Genomic DNA, 18,615 nt, shown 5'->3' on the forward strand with positions numbered 1-18,615 from the left:
GCTCCCGAGTGCCTAAGCTGGTTCCGTGAGTCCAACTGCCATCGCCGTCGCCGCGGGTCTGCTCGGCTTCGCCCTCGGCGTCAGCGGTCTGATCGCCCTCCGGGTGAGCGGCCGGGGCCGCCGTGCCCGCGCCGACGTCCAGGAGCCTACGCTGCCGGACGGCACCGCGGACGTGCTCGCGGTGATCGGCCGGGCCTACGTGGTGGTGGACGGGGTCGACGGCGTGGTGCGCGCCTCCCCGGCCGCCTACGCCTTCGGGCTGGTCCGCGGGCACACCGTGGTGCACGAGCAGATGCTCGAGATGATCCGCCGGGCCCGGCGCAGCGGCGTGATCGAGGAGCGGCGGGTCGAGCTGACCCGCGGACCGTTCCAGACGGGCGCGGTGGTGCTCGACGTCCGGGTGGCCCCCATCGCGGAGGAGTACATCCTGCTGCTCGCCGACGACCAGACGGAGATCGTCCGGGCGCAGTCGATCCGCAACGACTTCGTCGCCAACGTCTCGCACGAGCTGAAGACCCCCGTGGGGGCGATCGGGCTCCTCGCCGAGGCGATCGAGGGCGCGGCCGAGGACGAGGAGGCCGTGCGCCGCTTCGCCCAGCGCCTGCACAAGGAGTCCGCCCGGCTGACGGCCCTGGTCCAGGACATCATCGAGCTCTCCCGCCTGCAGGGCGCGGACGTGGTCACCGAGGGCCGGCCCGTGGATCTCAACCAGGTGATCGCCGACGCCGTGGACCGCAACCGGTTCCCGGCCGAGAACAAGGGCATCGAGATCGCGGTGGGAGGACGCGTCACCCGGCCCGTGTTCGGCGACCCCGACCTGCTCGTCACCGCGCTGCGCAACCTCATCGACAACGCCGTGCACTACTCCCCGGAGGGCACCCGCGTGGGCGTCGGCGTCCGGGAACGGAACGGGATGGCCCAGATCTCGGTGACCGACCAGGGCCCGGGCATCCCGGAGGACGAGCAGGACCGGATCTTCGAGCGCTTCTACCGCGTGGACGCGGCCCGCTCCCGACGGACGGGCGGGACCGGGCTGGGCCTGAGCATCGTCAAGCACGTCATGTCGCAGCACGGCGGCGAGGCCACCCTGTGGTCGCAGCCGGGCCGCGGCTCCACCTTCACCCTCAGCATCCCCCAGATCGAGGGCGCCGACGACGCCGGGGAGCCCGCGCAGCCGGCCCCCGGCGCGTCCGCCCGCCCGGTGCCGCAACAGGCACCACCCCGCCCAGTGGCATCGACCCCACGGCCCGCCGCCCCCGCGGCGCGCGCCGGGAGCACGGAGGACCGACAGTGACCCGCATCCTGATCGTCGAGGACGAGGAGTCCCTCAGCGACCCGCTCTCCTACCTGCTCGGGAAGGAGGGGTTCGAGGTGGAGGTCGTCGACAACGGCGTGGACGCCGTGGCGGAGTTCGACCGGTCCGGGGCCGACCTGCTGCTGCTGGACCTCATGCTCCCGGGGCTGTCCGGCACCGAGGTGTGCCGGCAGGTGCGGCAGCGCTCCTCCGTGCCGATCATCATGCTCACGGCCAAGGACGCCGAGATCGACAAGGTGGTGGGGCTCGAGCTCGGCGCCGACGACTACGTCACCAAGCCGTACTCGTCCCGGGAGCTGGTGGCCCGGATCCGCGCGGTCCTGCGCCGGCAGGGGGAGCCCGAGGAGCTCGTCTCCGCGACCGTGCAGGCCGGCCCCGTGCGGATGGACATCGAGCGGCACGTGGTCAGCGTGCACGGCGAGCGGGTGGCCATGCCGCTCAAGGAGTTCGAGCTGCTGGAGATGCTGCTGCGCAACGCCGGGCGGGTGCTGACCCGCGGGCAGCTCATCGACCGGGTCTGGGGCTCCGACTACGTGGGGGACACCAAGACCCTCGACGTCCACGTCAAGCGCCTGCGCGCCAAGATCGAGCCCGACCCCTCCGCCCCGCGGCACCTCGTGACGGTGCGGGGCCTGGGCTACAAGTTCGAGGGGTGAGGGGCCGGGCCCGGCGGCGCGCGGAAGGGCCCGGAACCCCACGGGGTTCCGGGCCCTTCCGCGCGCCGAGGGAGAACGTGCCTGCGGGGTCAGTGCTCGTCGGCCTGCTGGCCGCCGACGAAGCCCTCCTCGCCGGGAACGGCCGGCACGTTGGACGGGTTGGCGGGGGTGGTCGGTGCGCCGCCGGGGATGAACTCGGCGTAGCGCTCGAAGGTGTGGTCCAGGACCGGCACCCGTTCGGTGAGGGACTCGCCGCCGGCGGTGAACTCGGTCTCGACCATGAGCCCGGGCTCGGCGCCGGCGCGGTCCACGAGGACCGGCTCGGCCTCCTCGAGTTCCACGGAGCCGCCGGCCGGGATCTGCACCTCGGCGGTGGCGCCGTCGACGTCCATCGACAGCGTGACCTCCTCGTCACCCCGGTTGCTGAGGGTGCCCAGCACGCGCCCCTGCTCGTCGGCGCCGGTGGCCACGATCAGCACGTTGGCCAGCTTGACGTCGCCTACCTGCTCCACGATGCCGTCCGCGGCCGAGTACACCATGGTCGTGGCCGGCGGGTTGATGTAGGCGCATCCGGCGGTGGTCAGCAGGGCGGCCGCGGCGGCGGCACTCAGGCCTGCGCGGCGCAGCTTCTGGCGGGCGGCGATCTTCACGGCGCGTACTCCTCGGGAGCTCAGGACGATGTCCCAACCAGCTTATCCGTTTGCCGACGGATCGTCCGCATCGCGGGGCCGGGGCTTCGCCCCTCCCGGATCGGCGAATCCTACACCGTGTTAGAATGGGAGTTCTGAAAGGGGTATTTCCATATGGTTTTTGAGGTTGGCGAGACGGTTGTCTACCCGCACCACGGCGCGGCGACCATCGAGGAGATCAAGACCCGCACCGTCAAGGGCGAAGAGAAGATGTATCTCAAGCTCAAGGTGACCCAGGGGGATCTGGTGATCGAAGTACCCGCAGAGAACGTCGACCTGGTGGGCGTGCGCGACGTCGTCGACGAGGACGGGCTCAAGAAGGTCATCTCGGTCCTGCAGGCGAAGGACACCGAGGAGGCCAGCAACTGGTCCCGGCGCTACAAGGCCAACCTCGAGAAGCTCGCCTCGGGCGACGTGCTCAAGGTCGCGGAGGTCGTGCGCGACCTCTGGCGCCGCGACCGCGACCGCGGACTCTCGGCGGGGGAGAAGCGGATGCTGACGAAGGCCCGTCAGATCCTCACCTCCGAGCTGGCGCTCGCCAAGAAGATCGACGAGGAAGAGGCCGAGAAGCGCCTCGACGACATCCTGGCGTCCTGACCGGTCCGGGACCGGGACCGCACAACGGCGAACCCGCCCTCCCCGGAGGGCGGGTTCGCCGTTGCGTTGGGCGCAGCGATGACGACGTCCGCGTTCCTCGGGGTCGTGCGAAGGTGTTCGTGCTAAGGTTCTCGTCGGTCTGGCCACGAGCCGCTGCGAGTCACCGCCGGGCCGCGACGTACTTCCCGCCACTGTGGTTCGACACCTGCAGTGTGCCGAGCAGAATCGAGGTCCCGGCCTGAGCGGAACCCTGGCGATCGTGCCGTGCTCCCCGGCCTTCACCCGCCTGCGCCCGGGAGCGCGCCCCTTCACCAGCCCCGCCCTCAGGGGGCGGAGCATCTTCGCGCACACCCTCGCCACTCTGGCCGAATGCCCCTCCGTCACGGATGTGGTCGTCCTCACGGACGGCCTGGGTCGCGCGGAGATCGACGAGTGCCTCACCGGTCAGCCGGGCGGGACGCGCGTGCACCTGCTGCCGACCGCCCGGCCCGGGACCGAGATCGTGTCCCTGCTGGCCGAGTGCGGGGAACTGGCCATCCAGTACGGCCACCGCAACGTCGTGATCCACCGGATCACCCACGCCCTCGCGAGCGCCCGGCTCATCGGGTCGGTGGCGGTGGCGCTGCAGTCGGGCCACGACGTCGTGGTTCCCGCCATCCCGGTGGTGGACAGCATCAAGGTCGTCCGTGACGACGGATCGGGGCTGATCTCCGACGCCGTGGACCGTGACCGGGTGAGTGTCCTGCAGAGCCCCTGGGGATTCTCCGCCGAGGCGCTCGGGCACATCGAGCACCTGCCACCCGTCCGCACCGACGACCCGCGGAACGGGGAGACCTCCGTGCGCAAGGCGTTCGTCACGCTGGCCCACGGTGTCGCGGGGCGCATGGGCCGGGAGGTGACGGTCCTTCCCGGGGAGATGCAGGCGATCCCCATGACGTCGCTGGTGGACATGATCCGCGCGGAGATCTTCTACGAGGGCAGTGCTGCCTTCCGGAAGCTCTGACGGCTACGACTCGAGCAGCCCCTCGCCGAGCTCGGCGTCCACGACGAGGACGTCCACCAGACCGCCGCGCAGGGCGCCGTGCACCGCGCGCACCTTCTGGGCACTCTCGACCACGGCCACGACGGTGGGAATGGACTTCAAGGCCTCCAGGTCGATGCCGATGACCCGGCCGTCCGCCGGGGAGCTGACCAGGCGACCCTCCTCGTCGAAGAACCGGGTGCAGGCGTCCCCCACGACGGGTGAGTTCTCGAAGCTCTCCGCCTCCGCGGGGGTGAACTCCATCGCCTCGACGATCGCTGCGGTGGAGCCGTGGTGGACACTGCCGATGCCGATGATGGCGATGTCTGCCTTCCGCGCGTCGTCCAGGACCTGGCTGATCGCCGGTTCGCCGAGCAGCGCGTCCCGCGCCTGCGCCGACCGCACCACCGCCGGGGCCAGCAGGGGGCGGTAGTGCGCGCCCAGCTTCGCGGACAGCCCGCGGACAACGGCGTTCGGGTTCTGGCTCACGTCCACGGCGGAGAATCCGCCCACCAGGGGGAGGATCTCCAGGTCGGGATGCGGCGCCCCGCCCTGGAAGTTCGTCACGAGCGACTGCACGGACCGTCCCCAGGACAGCGCGACCCGCCGCGAGTCCCCGAGATGGTCGGCCAACCACGCCGCGCCCACCGAGCCGACGGCGTCCAGCGGCGTCCGGTGCACACCGTCCACCGCCACGAGGCAGGCCTTCAGTCCGAACTTGGCCTGGAGGGCCTTCTCCAGCTCGTGGCCCCGCACCGCCGGCTCGTGGATCCGGATCTCCACGATCCCGGCTTCGCGAGCGGCCGTGAGGATGCGCGAGACGTTGGACCGGCTGACCCCCAGCTCGCGGGCGATGTCGCTCTGAGGCCGGTTCTCCAGGTAGTACATGCGCGCGGCACGGGCCAGCATGGCCGACTCACGGGGTGCCGGCATGCACAGCTCCATCGGGGCGCCCGAGGCGTGCCACCGTCACGTTGGGGAAGGGGGTGGACGGGAGCGGCCGTTCGACGGGGAGCCATGAGCGGGAGCCGGTGTCCGGGGGAAGTGGTCGGACGTGTCCTGCACCCATCACCACCCGAGCCTTCATGCGTGAAGTGTACAACGGGGGTGGTCCGGTGACGGGTCCCGCCTGCCCGGCCGGAGGGCCCGGTCCGTGGGTCGGCGTCAGCAGATGGGCTCCCCGGCCGGCCCGGACGGGGCGTGCACCCCGACGCCGCTGACCGGCACGCCCGTCCAGCTGCGGCACGTCCACGGGTGTGCGGCCTCTGCCGTCTCCTCGAGGACCACCACTCCGGTGTTGTCGAGCGGGCGCTGCTCCAGAGTCGCGGCGTCGAGGTTGTCGGTCCGCCGGGCGGTCCAGCAGCGGATGGCCGTGCCGTGGGCGACGACCGCGACCACCGACAGACCGTCCTGTCGACCGGTCCGCACGGCTTCGTCGATGACGGCGTCGAAGCGGGTGAAGAACTCGTGGCCGGTTTCCCCGCCCGGCATCCGGCGCTCCAGCTCCCCGTGCGCCCACGACTGCACGACGTCGTAGTAGACGTCGATGTGCTCCGGGTTCCCCGACAGCTCCCAGTCCGGGGCCTGGATCTCGTGGAGCCCGTGCCGCTGCGCCGGGACCAGGCCGTACGCCTCGGCCAGCGGGTCGGCCGTGTGGTGGGTGCGGACCATGCTCGAGACCCACAGGGCCCCGATGTCCTCGCCCGAGAGGGTCTCGGGCAGCGCTGCCGCTTGTAGGGCGCCCAGGGTCGTCAGCGCTGGGCCGGGAATGCGGGTGTCGATGACTTCGTCGACGTTGGGCTGGGTCTGGCCGTGACGGATGAGGAGGAGTCGCATGACCCCCACTTTACGCAGCCTGACTGAGCGATCAGAAATGATGAGCGAATGATCGTCCGGGAGTACATTGGGGGCATGGCGACAACGGAACGACGGGCGGAGATCCTGCGGCTCCTCGAAGGGGCCGAGAGCGTGAGCGTGGCCGCGCTGGTGGACGAGCTGGGGGCGTCGGAGGCGACGGTGCGCCGTGACCTGGTGCAGCTCGACAGGGAGGGCGTCCTGCGGCGCACGCACGGCGGCGCTCGCCGTCTGTCCCTGCGGGGTGTCACGACGCCCTTCGCCGCCCGGACCGCTGTCGCGCCCGACGCCAAGGCGCGCATCGCCGCCGCGGTCACAGTGATGCTCGCCCCCCACGAGAGCATCGTTCTCGACGGGGGCACCACCTGCCTGGAGGTCGCCCGTCGGCTCCGGGATCTGAGCCTGCGCGTGGTGCCACTGTCCCTGCGAGCCGCGACCGTCCTGGGGGACGCCGGGATCCACCTGACCATGTGCGGCGGGGACATCCGCCCCGACGAGCTGTCCTTCACCGGGGCGAACGCGGTGCGCGACATCGGGAGGATGCGCCTGGACACGGCGATCCTCTCCTGCTGCGGGTTCTCGTTCGTCGAGGGGGTGACCTCCTACGACGCCGAGGACGCGGCGGTCAAGGCCGCCGCCGTCCGGCACTCCAGCCGGGTGATCCTGCTCTGCGACGAGACGAAGTGGGGCAAGACGGCCTTCGGCTGGCTCGCGGACGCGGTGGAGCTCAGCACCATCGTCACCGACCACGTCCTCTCCCCCGGAGAGCGGGCCGCTGCTGCCGAGGCGGGGGTCGAGGTCGTCTCCGTCTAGGGGCCGCAGCACGACCGGCATCGGTCGCGGAACGGCCGGTATCCGCTCAGTTCCAGCGTCTTCCTTCCACCCAGGGCCGCATCGTGGATCCATGCCGCACCGCATCCGGGGGCGGGCTGTTCCCGCCACGCCCCCGTGCTGCCGCACCGACCCGGCCCATGCGGAGATGCGGTCGCCTCTGCGCAGCTCCGCAGGGGGAATGGGCCGGGTGCTGGTGGTCATCGATGTCCCTGGCGTGGGGACGACCGGTCTTCTGAAGCGCGACGGGACATCGGTCGTCCGCCGAATACTCGCCGTAATGACGCGGTCACACTCTTGTCACCGTTTCCGGCATCGTGTTAGATGTGTCACATGCACAAATGGGATGATCTATATTCACATATGTGCATCACACTCGGTGAGCGTCGAGACGCTCCCCTCCCATCGGCCGGAAGGCCACGAGCAGAGGAGTCGCCGTGGACACACAGCTCCTGGCTACAACTACAGACCCCATCGCTCCACCACCCGGTCAGGACAATCCCGTGCTGGGCGCCCTCGACTGGGCGGCCACGAACTTCATCGGGCTCTTCAACGAGGCCGGCGGGACCTTCATGAGCCTGGTCACCGGGATCCTCCCGACCCTGCTGGTGCTGCTGACGACGATGTACGCCATCACCACGTGGGTGGGCGAGGACCGCATGGACCGGGCGATCCAGCGCTCCGGCAAGTACGCCATCACGCGGTACACGGTCATGCCGATCCTGGCGGTGATCATCCTGACCAACCCGATGTGCTATTCCTTCGGCAAGTTCCTGCCCGAGCGGCAGAAGCCGGCCTTCTACGACTCGGCCGTCTCCTTCGTGCACCCGGTCACCGCGTTCTTCCCGCACGCGAACGCGGGTGAGCTCTTCGTCTGGACCGGGGTCGCCGCCGGTGTCCTCGAGGTGAGCGAGGCCTCCTATGCCCGACTGGCGCTGCTGTACTTCCTGGTGGGCATCGTCGTGATCCTCATCCGCGGCATCGTCACGGAGTGGATCACCCGCATGATGATCCGCCGTACCGGCAAGTCCGAGCTGTTCGACGAGTTCGACCGCCACTTCGCGGCGAGCACGCCGGCCGTCACCCCGGCCGTGAAGGAGGCCTAGGCATGAGCGAGAAGACCAACGCTGCCCAGCACAGCGACGAGAACGCGGACTACAGGTCCGTCACCGTCGAGCGCGGCGGCGGCGGCTGGGGCAAGGGCCTGCACCTGACCCCCACGCCGGAGAAGAACATCGTGCTGTCCGTGACCGGCGGCGGGATCCATCCGGTCGCCGCGCGGATCGCTGAGCTGACCGGGGCCGAGGCCGTGGACGGCTTCACCACCTCCGTCCCGGACGAGTCGGTGCTCGCCGCGGTGATCAACTGCGGTGGTACGGCGCGCATCGGTGTGTATCCGCGCAAGAAGATCGCCACGGTCGACGTCTATCCGGGGGAACCCTCGGGGCCCCTGGCGCAGTTCATCACCGAGGACCTGTTCGTGTCCGCGGTCGGCGTGGGCCAGGTCCGGCCGGCGGAGGGGGAGCAGGCGTCCGGCGGCCTTCCCCCCGCGGACGCGGGGCAGCCGACGGCAGCGTCCACCACGTTCGCCAGGCCTCCCGCCAAGGAACGCCTGGAGCAGACGGCCCAGACCATGGGTGGCGGCAGCAAGATCGGGGGGGCGTTCTCACGCTTCGTCGTGAGCTTCGGCTCCGCCATCGGGTACTTCATCAACACCCTGCTCTCGGCGGGCCGCCAGGCCGTGACGCTGACCATCCAGACGATCCTGCCGTTCATGGTCTACGTCAGCCTCCTGATCGGCATCGTGACCTACACGGGAATCTCCGAATGGATCGCCCGGGGCGTGCAGCCCCTGGCGAGCAACCCGCTGGGCCTGATCCTGCTGGGGTTCATCACGGCGATCCCACTGCTCTCGCCCATTCTCGGTCCGGGTGCCGCCATCGCGCAGGTGGTGGGTGTGCTCATGGGCACGCAGATCGCCCAGGGGGCACTGCCCGTGCAGTACGCGCTGCCGACGCTGTTCGCCATCAACGGCCAGGTGGGATGCGACTTCGTGCCAGTGGGGCTCTCCCTCGGGGAGGCCAAGCCGGAGACCGTGGCGGTCGGCACACCGGCCGTGCTGTTCTCCCGAATGATCACCTCTCCGCTGGCCGTGCTCATCGCCTGGGCCGCCAGTTTCCTGCTCGTCTGAGAGAGGTGCGACACCGATGGACCCGATTCGACCCGTGAACCACACCGAGAGGAACGACATGACGACGCAGACGAACGACGTCATCTACGACAGTGAAGTCAGCACCGTGGGCGAGGAAGCCGCCGCCATGGTCGAGGGCGGCGTGCTCATCTTCTTCGCCGACCCGTGCCCCGACGCGCTGGCGGAGGTGAGCGTGGTGCACAAGCCCACGGGCCCGGCTGTCCGGGACCCCCGGCCCGGAGACGTCCTCCAGCTGGGCAGCCAGAGCGTGCGCATCACCAAGGTGGGCGACCTGGCAGCCTCGAACCTGCGCGAGCTGGGACACGTGGTGGTCTATCTCGACCCTGCGGAGAACGTGAAGCTGCTGCCGGGCGCCATCCACGCCCACGGCACCCTGGACCTGCCGGTTCCGGGGGCGCGCCTGACCATCCGCACCGGATCCGCCGAGTAGACGGGGGCACGCCATGAACACCGAATTCGCCCTGCTGTTCGGCGCGGCCCTGGTCCTCGGGGCCGGAGGAACACTGCTGCAGCACCGCGCCTACGCCCGCGGGGTCAACAAGCTCGCGGAGGCCTACCGCGGCCGGGCCGCGAAGCTGGTGTCCGGCCGGCACAAGGGAAGGCTGCGCGGGGCCGTCGTGCTGCTCGTCGTGGACGAGGCGACCCGGCAGGTGCTGGCCGCCGAGAGGATGACCGGCATGTCGGTCCTGGCACGCTTCCGGGCCGCCCCGGAGCTGCTCGGTCCCATCGGGTCTGCAGACCAGCGAGCCCGGAACCCGCAGACGGCCCTGGCCGTCCGGGACGCTCAGCAGCAGTTCGCCGCACTGGTGCGACAGCAGAAGAAGGCCCCCGCCGCGACGCGGGCGTCCGCCCAGTAGACAGCCCACCAGATCTCCGCCCCTCAACGGTCAAGAACCTCAGCTAAGGAGTCCCCCATGGGATACAGCAAGAAGCTCATTGCACGACAGGCCCGGACCGGCCGTCCCGTGCGCGTCGGTCTCGTCGGAGCAGGACAGATGGGATCCGGGTTCATCGCCCAGATCAGCCGCCAAGCAGGCATGGACATCACGGCCGTGGCCGACATCGCCGCCGACCGCGCCGTCACAGCGCTGGCCAACGCCGGTGTCACGGACGTGCAGCAGAGCGAGAACCTCGCCGAGCTCGCCGCGGCGGTCGAGGCAGGCGGCCACGTGGTCGTCACCGACGCCGTCGACCTGACCAGGCTTCCGATCGACATCGTGATCGAGTGCTCCGGGGTTCCGGAGGTCGCCGCGAAGGTCGCCCTCGCGTCGATCCTGGCGGGCAAGGACGTGGCCCTGATGACCGTCGAGGCCGACGTGACGGTCGGGCTCCTGCTCGCGCGCCTGGCCGAGCGCAGCGGCGTCGTGTACACGGTGTGCCGCGGCGACGAGCCGGTCGAGTGCCTCAAGCTGATGGAGTTCGTCGAGGACATCGGCCTGGACATCGTCTGCGTCGGCAAGGGCAAGAACAACCCGCTGCACCCCACCGCCACCCCGGAGGAGCTGACCGCCGAGGCAGAGGCGAAGGGCATGAACCCCCGGATGCTCTGCTCCTTCGTGGACGGCACCAAGACCATGATCGAGATGGCCGACCTGGCCAACGCCTCGAACCTCGAGCTCTCGCAGCGCGGCATGATCGGTCCGGAGACCACCGTGGCCGGCCTGCCCGACGTCTTCAAGCCCCAGGCCGACGGCGGCGTGCTCGACCGCTCCGGTGTCATCGACTACGCCACGGGCCCCGTGGCTCCCGGCGTGTTCGTCATCGGCAAATCGACGGACCCGGTCGTGAGCGAGGAGCTGCGCTACCTCAAACTCGGTGAAGGCCCCTACTTCTCGTTCTACCGCCCCTACCACCTGGCCAGCATCGAGGCCGTGCTCTCCATCGGGGAGGCCGTCCTCGAACGCCAGCCCTCCCTGGCACCGGTCGCCTGGAAGGCCGAGGTCACCGCGGTCGCCAAGCGGGACCTGAAGGTCGGCGAGAAGATCGACGGCATCGGCGGATCCACGGTCCACGGCGTGGCCGTGTCGGCCCAGGAGGCCGCCGCCGGACGCGAGCTGCCGATCGGCCTGGCCTCCGCGGCGACCCTGGTCCGCGACGTCCCCGCCGGCGTGGCGGTCACCTACGACGACGTCGAGCTGGACGAGACCCGCACCATCGTCGTCCTGCGCAAGCTCCAGGACCTGCTGCTCGAGGACGGGAACCTGTCCGTCCTCGACCCCATTGTCCAGGACACGGTCCAGAAGGAGAGCGCGCTCCGATGAACAAGCTCGCTGCAGACAAAGACAAGTCAATCGAGATCCTCACCACCATGTGGCGCATCCGCCGCTTCGAGGAAGCGGTCGACGACCTCTTCGGTCGCGGCCTGATGCACGGCACGATGCACCTGTCGATCGGCCAGGAGGCCGTCCCGGCCGGAGCATGCCTGGCCCTGACCCGGGAGGACTACATCACCTCCACCCACCGCGGCCATGGACACTGCATCGCCAAGGGCGCCAGCATCGAGCGGATGATGGCGGAACTGCTGGCCAAGGAGACCGGCTACTGCAAGGGCCGTGGCGGTTCCATGCACATCGCCGACCCCGAGACCGGCAACCTCGGAGCCAACGGCATCGTAGCCGGAGGCATCCCCATCGCCACCGGAGCAGGACTGGCCGCACAGATGAAGGGCACCGACCAGGTCGCCGTCTGCTTCCACGGGGACGGCGCGATGGGCGAGGGAGCCTGGCACGAAGGCGTCGTCCTCGCCGTCATGTGGCAGCTGCCCGTGGTCTTCATCTGCGAGAACAACAAGTACGGGATGTCCATGAGCTCCGAGCAGGCCTTCCGGCTCGAGAAGCTCTCCGACCGGGCCTTGGGCTACGGGCTCCCCGGGGTGACCGTGGACGGCAACGACGTCCAAGCGGTCCACGACGCGGTGCAGACCGCGGTCGACCGAGCCCGCTCCGGCGGTGGACCGACGTTCATCGAAGCCCTGACCTACCGGTGGAAGGGCCACTCCAAGAGCGACAAGAACCTCTACCGCACCCGCGAGGAGATCCAGGAGTGGCAGGGCAGGGATCCCATCCTCGCCTTCGAAAAGCAGGTCGTTGAGCACGGCACCCTGGACGAGGGCCAGCTCGAGGAGGTGCGGACCGCGGTGCGCGACGAGCTCCGCGCGGCCGTCCGTGCCGCCAACGCGGCTCCGGAATCCTCCGTCGACGACCTTCTGTCCGCCGTCTACGCGAAGTGAGCGAGATCATGACTGACACCCTGACCGACGTGCAGACACGCACGATGACGTATTCCGAAGCCATCCGCGAAGCCCTGCTCCTGGCCATGGAGGCCGACGACCGGGTCTTCATGATGGGGGAGGACGTCGGGACCTACGGCGGAGCCTTCGGGGTCTCCGGGGACCTGATCCACAAGGTGGGTCCGCAGCGGATGCGCGACACCACGATCAGCGAACTCGGCATTGTCGGCGCCGGCGTCGGCGCCGCCCTGGCGGGCATGAAACCCATCGTGGAGATCCAGTTCTCCGACTTCACCGCCCAGGCCATGGACCAGATCGCCAACCAGGCCGCTAAGATCCACTTCATGCTGGGCGGATCCGTCAACGTCCCCCTGGTCATCCGGGCACCCAGTGGGTCCGGCACCGGCGCCGCGGCACAGCACTCCCAGAGCCTGGAGGCATGGTTCACCCACATCCCGGGGCTGAAGGTCGTCATGCCCTCCAACCCCCGGGACGCCAAGGGTCTGCTCCTGGCCGCACTCGAGGACCCGAACCCGGTGATGATCCTCGAGCACAAGTTGCTCTACAAGACCTCCGGGCCGGTGCCCGAGGGGGCCTACCACACGCCCCTCGGCGTGGCCGAGGTCGTGCGGGAGGGCAAGGACCTGACCATCGTCGCCACCGGTGTGGAGGTCAGCCGCTCCCTCGAGGCCGCCGCCCTCCTGGCCGAGCAGGGCATGGAGGCGACGGTGGTGGACCCCAGGACGCTGACGCCCCTGGACACGGACACCATCTTCGCCGCGGTGAAGCGGACCGGGCGCGTGCTCCTGGTGCAGGAAGCCGTGAAGACCGGCGGCTACATGGGCGAGATCTCGGCGCTGATCGCCGAGTCCGACACCTTCGGCCACCTTCGGGCGCCTATTCAGCGCCTGGCCGGGCTGGACATCCCCATCCCCTACGCCCCGAAGCTGGAGAGGGCCGCCGTGCCGCAGGTCAACGACATCGTGGCAGCCGCCACCCAACTGGTCCAGGAGTGGTGAGATGGCCCGCAAGCCGGTCACGATGCCCAAGATGTCCATGACCATGGAGGAGGGCACCATGGCGCAGTGGTTCAAGCAGCCCGGGGACACCGTCACGGCCGGGGAGCCGATCTGCGAGGTGGAGACCGACAAGGTCGAGATGGAGGTGGAGGCCCCTTTCAGCGGGGTGCTGGAGGAGATCGTGGCTCAGCCCGAGGACGTGGTCCCCGTGGGTGAACCCCTGTGCTACATGACCACGGAGGCGGAGGACCTGCTGGGGGACATGTTCGACGAGCCGGCGGCGCCGGCCGCGGCCGAGCCGTCCGAGCCGGTCGGTGGGCCGCCGGTGCCGTCGGCGGCCGAGGCCCGGGGTGGGGTCTCGGTCCCGGTGTCCGTCGAGTCCCAGGACACGGCCCCGGAGTCCGTGTCCTCGGCCGCGGGCTCCGGCAACCGCAAGCCGGTCACGATGCCCAAGATGTCCATGACCATGGAGGAGGGCACCATGGCGCAGTGGTTCAAGCAGCCCGGGGACACCGTCACGGCCGGGGAGCCGATCTGCGAGGTGGAGACCGACAAGGTCGAGATGGAGGTGGAGGCCCCTTTCAGCGGGGTGCTGGAGGAGATCGTGGCTCAGCCCGAGGACGTGGTCCCCGTGGGTGAACCCCTGTGCTACATGACCACGGAGGCGGAGGACCTGCTGGGGGACATGTTCGACGAGCCGGCCGCACCCCCCGCGGCCGAGCCGGACGCCGAGTCGGTGGCCGGCCCGCCCGTGCCGTCGGTGGCCGAGGCCCAGGGCGGGGTCTCGGTGCCGGTGGCGGTCGAGTCCCAGGACACGGCCCCGGCGCCCGCCCCGGCCACCGCGTCCTCGAACGCGGACCCCGGGAGCACCCGGGAGGCTGGAGGGCAACCCGCCTGGCCGGTCGCGGTTCCGGCGGCGCGCCGGCTCGCCGCCGAGACCCGGGTGGACCTGGCATCCGTCCGGCCCACGGGGCCGTGGAACACCGTGCGCGTGCAGGACGTGGAGGCCGTCGCCGCCGCCCGGCCCCCGGCTGCGGAGCCGGTCGCTGCTGCTCCTCGCCGGTCGGCTGCTGCAGCCCCACAGGGCACGACGACGGCGTCTGCTCCGCCGACCGCGTCGTCGCCGAAGCAGAGCGCACCGAGGTCGGAGGCGGGGTCGCGGGCGGAGATCCGTCGCCGGCGCCTGCGGAAGCAGACCGCGAAGGTGATGACGGCATCCGCCCGGGTCCCGCAGTTCACCGTCTACGCGGACCTGGACCTCACTCACCTGGACAAGGTCCGCAGGACCGAGCTCAAGGGGGCCGGCTGGACCGCGGTCCTGCTCAAGGCCCAGGCCATCGCCCTGCGCACGCACCACTCCCTCAACGCCTACTGGTCGGACGAGGGACTGACGCCGAACGCGGACGTGGGCATCGCCCTGGCCGTGGACACGGACAACGGCCTCCTGGCGCCCGTGCTGAAGAACCCGGACATCGTCCCCCTCCTGGAGCTCGACCGGCAGATCCGTGGTGCGGCTGCCGACGCGCGAAGGGGATCGCTCAAGCTGGAGCAGCTGCGGGGGGGAACAGCCGTGCTGTCGAACCTCGGGGGCTGGAACATCAGCTCCTTCAACGCGCTGCTCACGCCCCCGCACTCCACGGCGCTGTCCCTGGGCTCGATCGAGCCCAGGCTCGTCATCGGTGAGGACGGTACTTTCGGGGCGCGCCTGCTGTGCACCGCCGGGCTGACCGCCGACCACAGGAGTGCCGATGGGGCGGACGCGGCCCGGTTCATCGGGACGCTGCGGGACGTCCTCGCCGACCCCGCACGGTTGGGCGCCGTCGAGTAGGCCCCGGCGGGTCGGGCGCCCGGCCGGTCGGCCGGGTGTCCGGCCGCTCGGGCGCCGTCGGGTGGACGACCGGCCGTCGAGTGGTTGCTGGGAGGCCGCCCCGACTAGGATTGAGGCATGAAGCCCCCAGCAGGCCAGGCCTCGACCGATCGACCCACGGCAGCAGGGATCGTGCTGGCGGCCGGTTCGGGCACCCGCTTCGGCGGATCCGTGAACAAGGCGTACCTGCCTCTGGCGGGCCAGAGCCTGATCTCCTGGTCGCTCAACGTCATGGCCACCATCAGCGACATCTCACCGCTCGTGCTGGTCATCAGGCCGGAGGACCACCGGCGTGCCGAGGAGGTGCTCGACAAAGAGGTGACAGCCGAGGTAGAGATCGTCTACGGGGACGCGACCCGTCAGGGGTCGGAGCTGCGTGCCTTCCGGCACCTGGTGCCGCGCATCGACGCGGGACAGGTGGACTCCATCCTCATCCACGACTCGGCCCGGCCCCTGCTCTCCGAGGAGCTGTGCGCCGCGGTGCTGCACGCAACCCGTGAGTACGGGGCCGCCATCCCGGCACTCTACGGTCCCGATCTGTCCGTGACCGGTGACGACGGCGCCTCGTCCGTGCAGCTGCACCGTGATCATCTGGTCCGCGCGCAGACCCCGCAGGGCTTTGCCGCCCGGCCCCTGGTCGACGCCTACGAGGCGGCGGCCCGGGACGGACTGGACGCCACGGACACGGCCGGTTGCGTCGCCCGCTACACGGACCTGTCCATCCGCTGGATCTCCGGGGAGGACCAGAACTTCAAGATCACCTACGCCCACGATCTCGTCGTGGCCCAGCAACTGCTCGCCGCCCTCGACCACCAGGTGCACTGAGCAGGGGACGCGGCGTCCTCGAGAATTGAAGGTAGCGATGGAACAGATCCAGCACGCATCGTTAGTCTGCGCCTCGTGCCTCAAGGAGTGCGACCACGAGGTCACCTATGCCGGCCGGCTCGTGGCGGCCTTCAAGTGCAGCAACTGCGGGACACAGGTGAACATCCAGGTCGCGGACGACTATTTCCCCGATGTCGGCCGGCGCCTCGCGAGCAAGCCGCGGCGCATGATGCGGCGGTTCCGCAAGCACCCCCTGGGGTACACGCTGAGCCTGCCCCGGGCCGTGGCGACCAAGCCGCGGGAGGTGCTGGGGGAGGTGCGGCTCGCCATCGCCTCCCGGCAGCCGGCCGAGTACGAGGGGGACTCCTCCCCTCCGCTCGACCGGAGCATCGAGAGCCCCGCACCCCCGGGCTGCGAGCAGTAGCGGGGTGTTACCGCACGGGCTCTCCGCCGCGCCCGGACGCCCGGACGCCCGGACCAGGATTCCCGCGGTCGTGGTGGCGTAGCCGGAAGATGACAGACTGAGGCGGTGAGCACCATCCTGCCCCGCACCGGCATCGCCGTGGACGTCCACGCCTTCGGGCCCGAGGGCACCCCGCTGTGGGTCGCGGGGCTCGAGTGGCCGGGGGAGCGGGGGCTCGCCGGGCACTCGGACGGGGACGTCGTGGCCCACGCCGCCGCCGACGCCCTGTTCTCGGCCTCGGGCACCGGGGACCTGGGGGCCAACTTCGGCGTGGACCGCCCCGAGCTGAAGGGCGCGTCCGGGACGCGCATCCTCGCCGAGGCCGCCCGGATCGTGCGAGAGGCCGGCTTCGAGATCGGCAACGTCGCGGTGCAGCTGATCGGCAACCGGCCGCGGTTCGCGCCGCGGCGCGCCGAGGCCGAGGCCGTGCTCACCGCCGCGGCCGGCGCGCCCGTCACGGTCAGCGCCACGACCTCCGACCGCCTCGGGCTCACGGGCCGCGGCGAGGGTCTCGCGGCCGTGGCCACCGCTCTGGTCGTCCCCGCGGACGCGCGCGGGTCCTGACCGGCGCGCCACCGGCCGCCCTTATGATGGGCCGTGTGACTCTGCGCTTCTACGACACCGCCACCGCCACCGTGCGGGACTTCGCGCCCGCCCATCCCGGCGAGGCCCGTCTGTACTACTGCGGCGCCACCGTGCAGGGAATGCCGCACATCGGCCACGTCCGCTCGGCCCTCGTCTTCGACCAGCTCGCCCGGTGGCTCGCCCACCGCGGCTACCGGGTGACCACGGTGCGCAACGTCACCGACATCGACGACAAGATCCTCGTGAACTCGGCCGCGTCCTTCGCCCCCGACTACGACGGCGACCACCCCTGCGAGCCGTGGTGGGCGCTCGCCTACCGGTTCGAGCAGGCGTTCAACGCCGCCTACGACGCCATCGGCGTCGGCCGGCCCACCTACGAGCCGCGCGCCACGGGCCACGTCCCCGAGATGCACGCCCTGATCCGTACCCTGGTCGACGCCGGGCACGCCTACCCCGCCCCGGACGGCTCCGGGGACGTCTACTTCGACGTCCGCTCCTGGGAGCGGTACGGCGAGCTCACGCACCAGTCGGTCGACGACATGCAGGACGCCCCCGACGCCGACCCCCGCGGCAAGCGGGACCCCCGCGACTTCGCCCTGTGGAAGGGGCACAAGGCGGGCGAGCCCGGGACCGCCCGGTGGGACTCGCCCTGGGGCGCCGGCCGGCCCGGCTGGCACCTCGAGTGCTCCGCCATGGCCGCGAAGTACCTCGGCGAGCACTTCGACATCCACGGCGGGGGCCTGGACCTGCGCTTCCCCCACCACGAGAACGAGCTCGCCCAGTCGACGGCGGCCGGGCAGCGGTTCGCGACCCTGTGGCTGCACAACGGACTGGTCACCTACGCGGGCGAGAAGATGTCCAAGTCCATCGGCAACACCGTCTCCCCGGCGGACATGCTCGCCGAGGCCCGGCCTCTGGCCGTGCGCTACTACCTCGGCCAGGCCCACTACCGGTCCGTGCTGGACTACCGGCCCACCTCCCTCGCCGAGGCCACGTCCGCGGTCGAGCGGGTGGAGTCCTTCCTGCGGGCGGCCCGGGAGACCTGTGCTGACGTCGGGGGGGCGGCCGGGGACGTGCCGCAGGCCTTCGGCGACGCCATGGACGACGACCTCAACGTGCCCCAGGCCCTCGCCGTCCTCCACGAGACCGTCCGCGCCGGCAACTCCGCGCTCGCCGACGGCCTGGACGCCGCCGCACCCGCCCGCGCGGTGCGCGCCATGACCGACGTCCTCGGCCTGACCTGGCTCATGGACCTCGGGGACGCCGCCGGGAACGCGGCCGAGCACGCGGCCCTCGACACCCTCGTGCGCTCGCTGCTGGCCCAGCGCGACCGGGCCCGCGCCGCCAAGGACTGGGCGCGGGCCGACGCCATCCGGGACGAGCTCGCCGCGGCCGGCGTCGCGGTGCGCGACGCGACCGGCGGATCCACCTGGTCCGTGGCCTGACCGGGCC

General features: G+C 70.9%; 20 protein-coding genes. 17 read left to right on the forward strand and 3 right to left on the reverse strand.

The genetic code is table 11. The features are described 5' to 3' along the window. The first annotated feature begins 25 nt into the window (after nucleotides 1–25). Together ACFYE1_RS05895 and ACFYE1_RS05900 are read left to right on the forward strand one after the other, a co-directional pair. A complete protein-coding gene (locus ACFYE1_RS05895) occupies nucleotides 26–1,294 on the forward strand; it encodes a sensor histidine kinase (RefSeq protein WP_387740936.1) in 1,269 nt (422 codons plus the stop codon). Then, nucleotides 1,291–1,971 (forward strand): winged helix-turn-helix domain-containing protein, encoded by a 681-nt coding sequence (locus tag ACFYE1_RS05900; RefSeq protein WP_387740937.1) that lies wholly within the window; start codon nucleotides 1,291–1,293, stop codon nucleotides 1,969–1,971. Before ACFYE1_RS05895 ends, ACFYE1_RS05900 begins: the two co-directional genes overlap by 4 nt. Nucleotides 1,972–2,060: 89 nt before the next feature. On the opposite strand, the gene ACFYE1_RS05905 is transcribed toward ACFYE1_RS05900, so the two are convergent. Then, a complete protein-coding gene (locus ACFYE1_RS05905) occupies nucleotides 2,061–2,621 on the reverse strand; it encodes a hypothetical protein (RefSeq protein ID WP_387740939.1) in 561 nt (186 codons plus the stop codon). A gap of 153 nt (nucleotides 2,622–2,774) precedes the next feature. Here ACFYE1_RS05905 and ACFYE1_RS05910 point away from each other — a divergent pair, with 153 nt between their 5' ends. Further along, nucleotides 2,775–3,257 carry a CarD family transcriptional regulator gene (locus ACFYE1_RS05910; protein WP_017831963.1) on the forward strand — a complete coding sequence of 161 codons (483 nt, stop codon included), beginning with the start codon at nucleotides 2,775–2,777 and terminating at the stop codon, nucleotides 3,255–3,257. A gap of 259 nt (nucleotides 3,258–3,516) precedes the next feature. Further along, a complete protein-coding gene (locus ACFYE1_RS05915; RefSeq protein WP_387740941.1) occupies nucleotides 3,517–4,260 on the forward strand; it encodes an IspD/TarI family cytidylyltransferase in 744 nt (247 codons plus the stop codon). A 3-nt stretch (nucleotides 4,261–4,263) separates the two neighbouring features. Here the strand turns inward: ACFYE1_RS05915 and ACFYE1_RS05920 are convergent, their stop codons facing one another. Beyond that, entirely contained in the window at nucleotides 4,264–5,211 is a 948-nt protein-coding gene (locus ACFYE1_RS05920; protein WP_387740943.1) for a sugar-binding transcriptional regulator, read from the reverse strand. 231 nt (nucleotides 5,212–5,442) lie between these two features. Beyond that, entirely contained in the window at nucleotides 5,443–6,114 is a 672-nt protein-coding gene (locus ACFYE1_RS05925; protein WP_387740945.1) for a histidine phosphatase family protein, read from the reverse strand. Nucleotides 6,115–6,162: 48 nt separating this feature from the next. On the opposite strand from ACFYE1_RS05925, the gene ACFYE1_RS05930 reads away from it, so the two are divergent. The 13 genes from ACFYE1_RS05930 to cysS all read left to right on the forward strand — a co-directional run bounded on the left by ACFYE1_RS05930 (nucleotide 6,163) and on the right by cysS (nucleotide 18,608). Then, nucleotides 6,163–6,945, forward strand: coding sequence for a DeoR/GlpR family DNA-binding transcription regulator (locus ACFYE1_RS05930; protein WP_387740947.1), 783 nt, complete (start codon nucleotides 6,163–6,165; stop codon nucleotides 6,943–6,945). 455 nt (nucleotides 6,946–7,400) lie between these two features. Further along, nucleotides 7,401–8,069, forward strand: a complete 669-nt coding sequence (gene srlA, locus ACFYE1_RS05935; RefSeq protein ID WP_387740949.1) for a PTS glucitol/sorbitol transporter subunit IIC — start codon at nucleotides 7,401–7,403, stop codon at nucleotides 8,067–8,069. Nucleotides 8,070–8,071: 2 nt separating this feature from the next. Continuing rightward, nucleotides 8,072–9,154 carry a PTS glucitol/sorbitol transporter subunit IIB gene (gene srlE, locus ACFYE1_RS05940; RefSeq protein ID WP_387740951.1) on the forward strand — a complete coding sequence of 361 codons (1,083 nt, stop codon included), beginning with the start codon at nucleotides 8,072–8,074 and terminating at the stop codon, nucleotides 9,152–9,154. Between the two features lie 58 nt (nucleotides 9,155–9,212). Next, the gene (locus ACFYE1_RS05945) at nucleotides 9,213–9,605 is read left to right on the forward strand and encodes a PTS glucitol/sorbitol transporter subunit IIA (RefSeq protein WP_387740953.1); all 393 of its coding nucleotides are present in this window, start codon (nucleotides 9,213–9,215) and stop codon (nucleotides 9,603–9,605) included. Between the two features lie 13 nt (nucleotides 9,606–9,618). After that, on the forward strand, nucleotides 9,619–10,032 hold the full coding sequence (locus tag ACFYE1_RS05950) for a transcriptional regulator GutM (RefSeq protein ID WP_387740955.1): 414 nt from the start codon (nucleotides 9,619–9,621) through the stop codon (nucleotides 10,030–10,032). 57 nt (nucleotides 10,033–10,089) lie between these two features. Then, nucleotides 10,090–11,436 carry an NAD(P)H-dependent oxidoreductase gene (locus ACFYE1_RS05955; RefSeq protein ID WP_387740956.1) on the forward strand — a complete coding sequence of 449 codons (1,347 nt, stop codon included), beginning with the start codon at nucleotides 10,090–10,092 and terminating at the stop codon, nucleotides 11,434–11,436. Beyond that, entirely contained in the window at nucleotides 11,433–12,404 is a 972-nt protein-coding gene (locus tag ACFYE1_RS05960; RefSeq protein WP_387740958.1) for a thiamine pyrophosphate-dependent dehydrogenase E1 component subunit alpha, read from the forward strand. Before ACFYE1_RS05955 ends, ACFYE1_RS05960 begins: the two co-directional genes overlap by 4 nt. An 8-nt stretch (nucleotides 12,405–12,412) precedes the next feature. After that, nucleotides 12,413–13,423, forward strand: coding sequence for an alpha-ketoacid dehydrogenase subunit beta (locus ACFYE1_RS05965; RefSeq protein ID WP_449274635.1), 1,011 nt, complete (start codon nucleotides 12,413–12,415; stop codon nucleotides 13,421–13,423). Nucleotide 13,424: 1 nt separating this feature from the next. Then, nucleotides 13,425–15,251 (forward strand): 2-oxo acid dehydrogenase subunit E2, encoded by a 1,827-nt coding sequence (locus tag ACFYE1_RS05970; protein WP_387740960.1) that lies wholly within the window; start codon nucleotides 13,425–13,427, stop codon nucleotides 15,249–15,251. A 117-nt stretch (nucleotides 15,252–15,368) separates the two neighbouring features. Beyond that, nucleotides 15,369–16,115, forward strand: a complete 747-nt coding sequence (locus ACFYE1_RS05975) for an IspD/TarI family cytidylyltransferase (RefSeq protein ID WP_387740961.1) — start codon at nucleotides 15,369–15,371, stop codon at nucleotides 16,113–16,115. Nucleotides 16,116–16,152: 37 nt separating this feature from the next. Then, the gene (locus tag ACFYE1_RS05980; RefSeq protein WP_387740963.1) at nucleotides 16,153–16,539 is read left to right on the forward strand and encodes a hypothetical protein; all 387 of its coding nucleotides are present in this window, start codon (nucleotides 16,153–16,155) and stop codon (nucleotides 16,537–16,539) included. Nucleotides 16,540–16,644: 105 nt separating this feature from the next. After that, nucleotides 16,645–17,142: a 2-C-methyl-D-erythritol 2,4-cyclodiphosphate synthase gene (gene ispF / locus ACFYE1_RS05985; RefSeq protein WP_387740964.1), complete on the forward strand. Its 498-nt coding sequence runs from the start codon at nucleotides 16,645–16,647 to the stop codon at nucleotides 17,140–17,142. A 35-nt stretch (nucleotides 17,143–17,177) separates the two neighbouring features. Next, nucleotides 17,178–18,608 carry a cysteine--tRNA ligase gene (gene cysS / locus ACFYE1_RS05990; protein ID WP_387740965.1) on the forward strand — a complete coding sequence of 477 codons (1,431 nt, stop codon included), beginning with the start codon at nucleotides 17,178–17,180 and terminating at the stop codon, nucleotides 18,606–18,608. The last annotated feature ends 7 nt before the right edge of the window (nucleotides 18,609–18,615 follow it).

The sequence above is a fragment of the Kocuria nitroreducens genome (genome assembly GCF_042879195.1).
Lineage (GTDB): Bacteria > Actinomycetota > Actinomycetes > Actinomycetales > Micrococcaceae > Kocuria > Kocuria nitroreducens.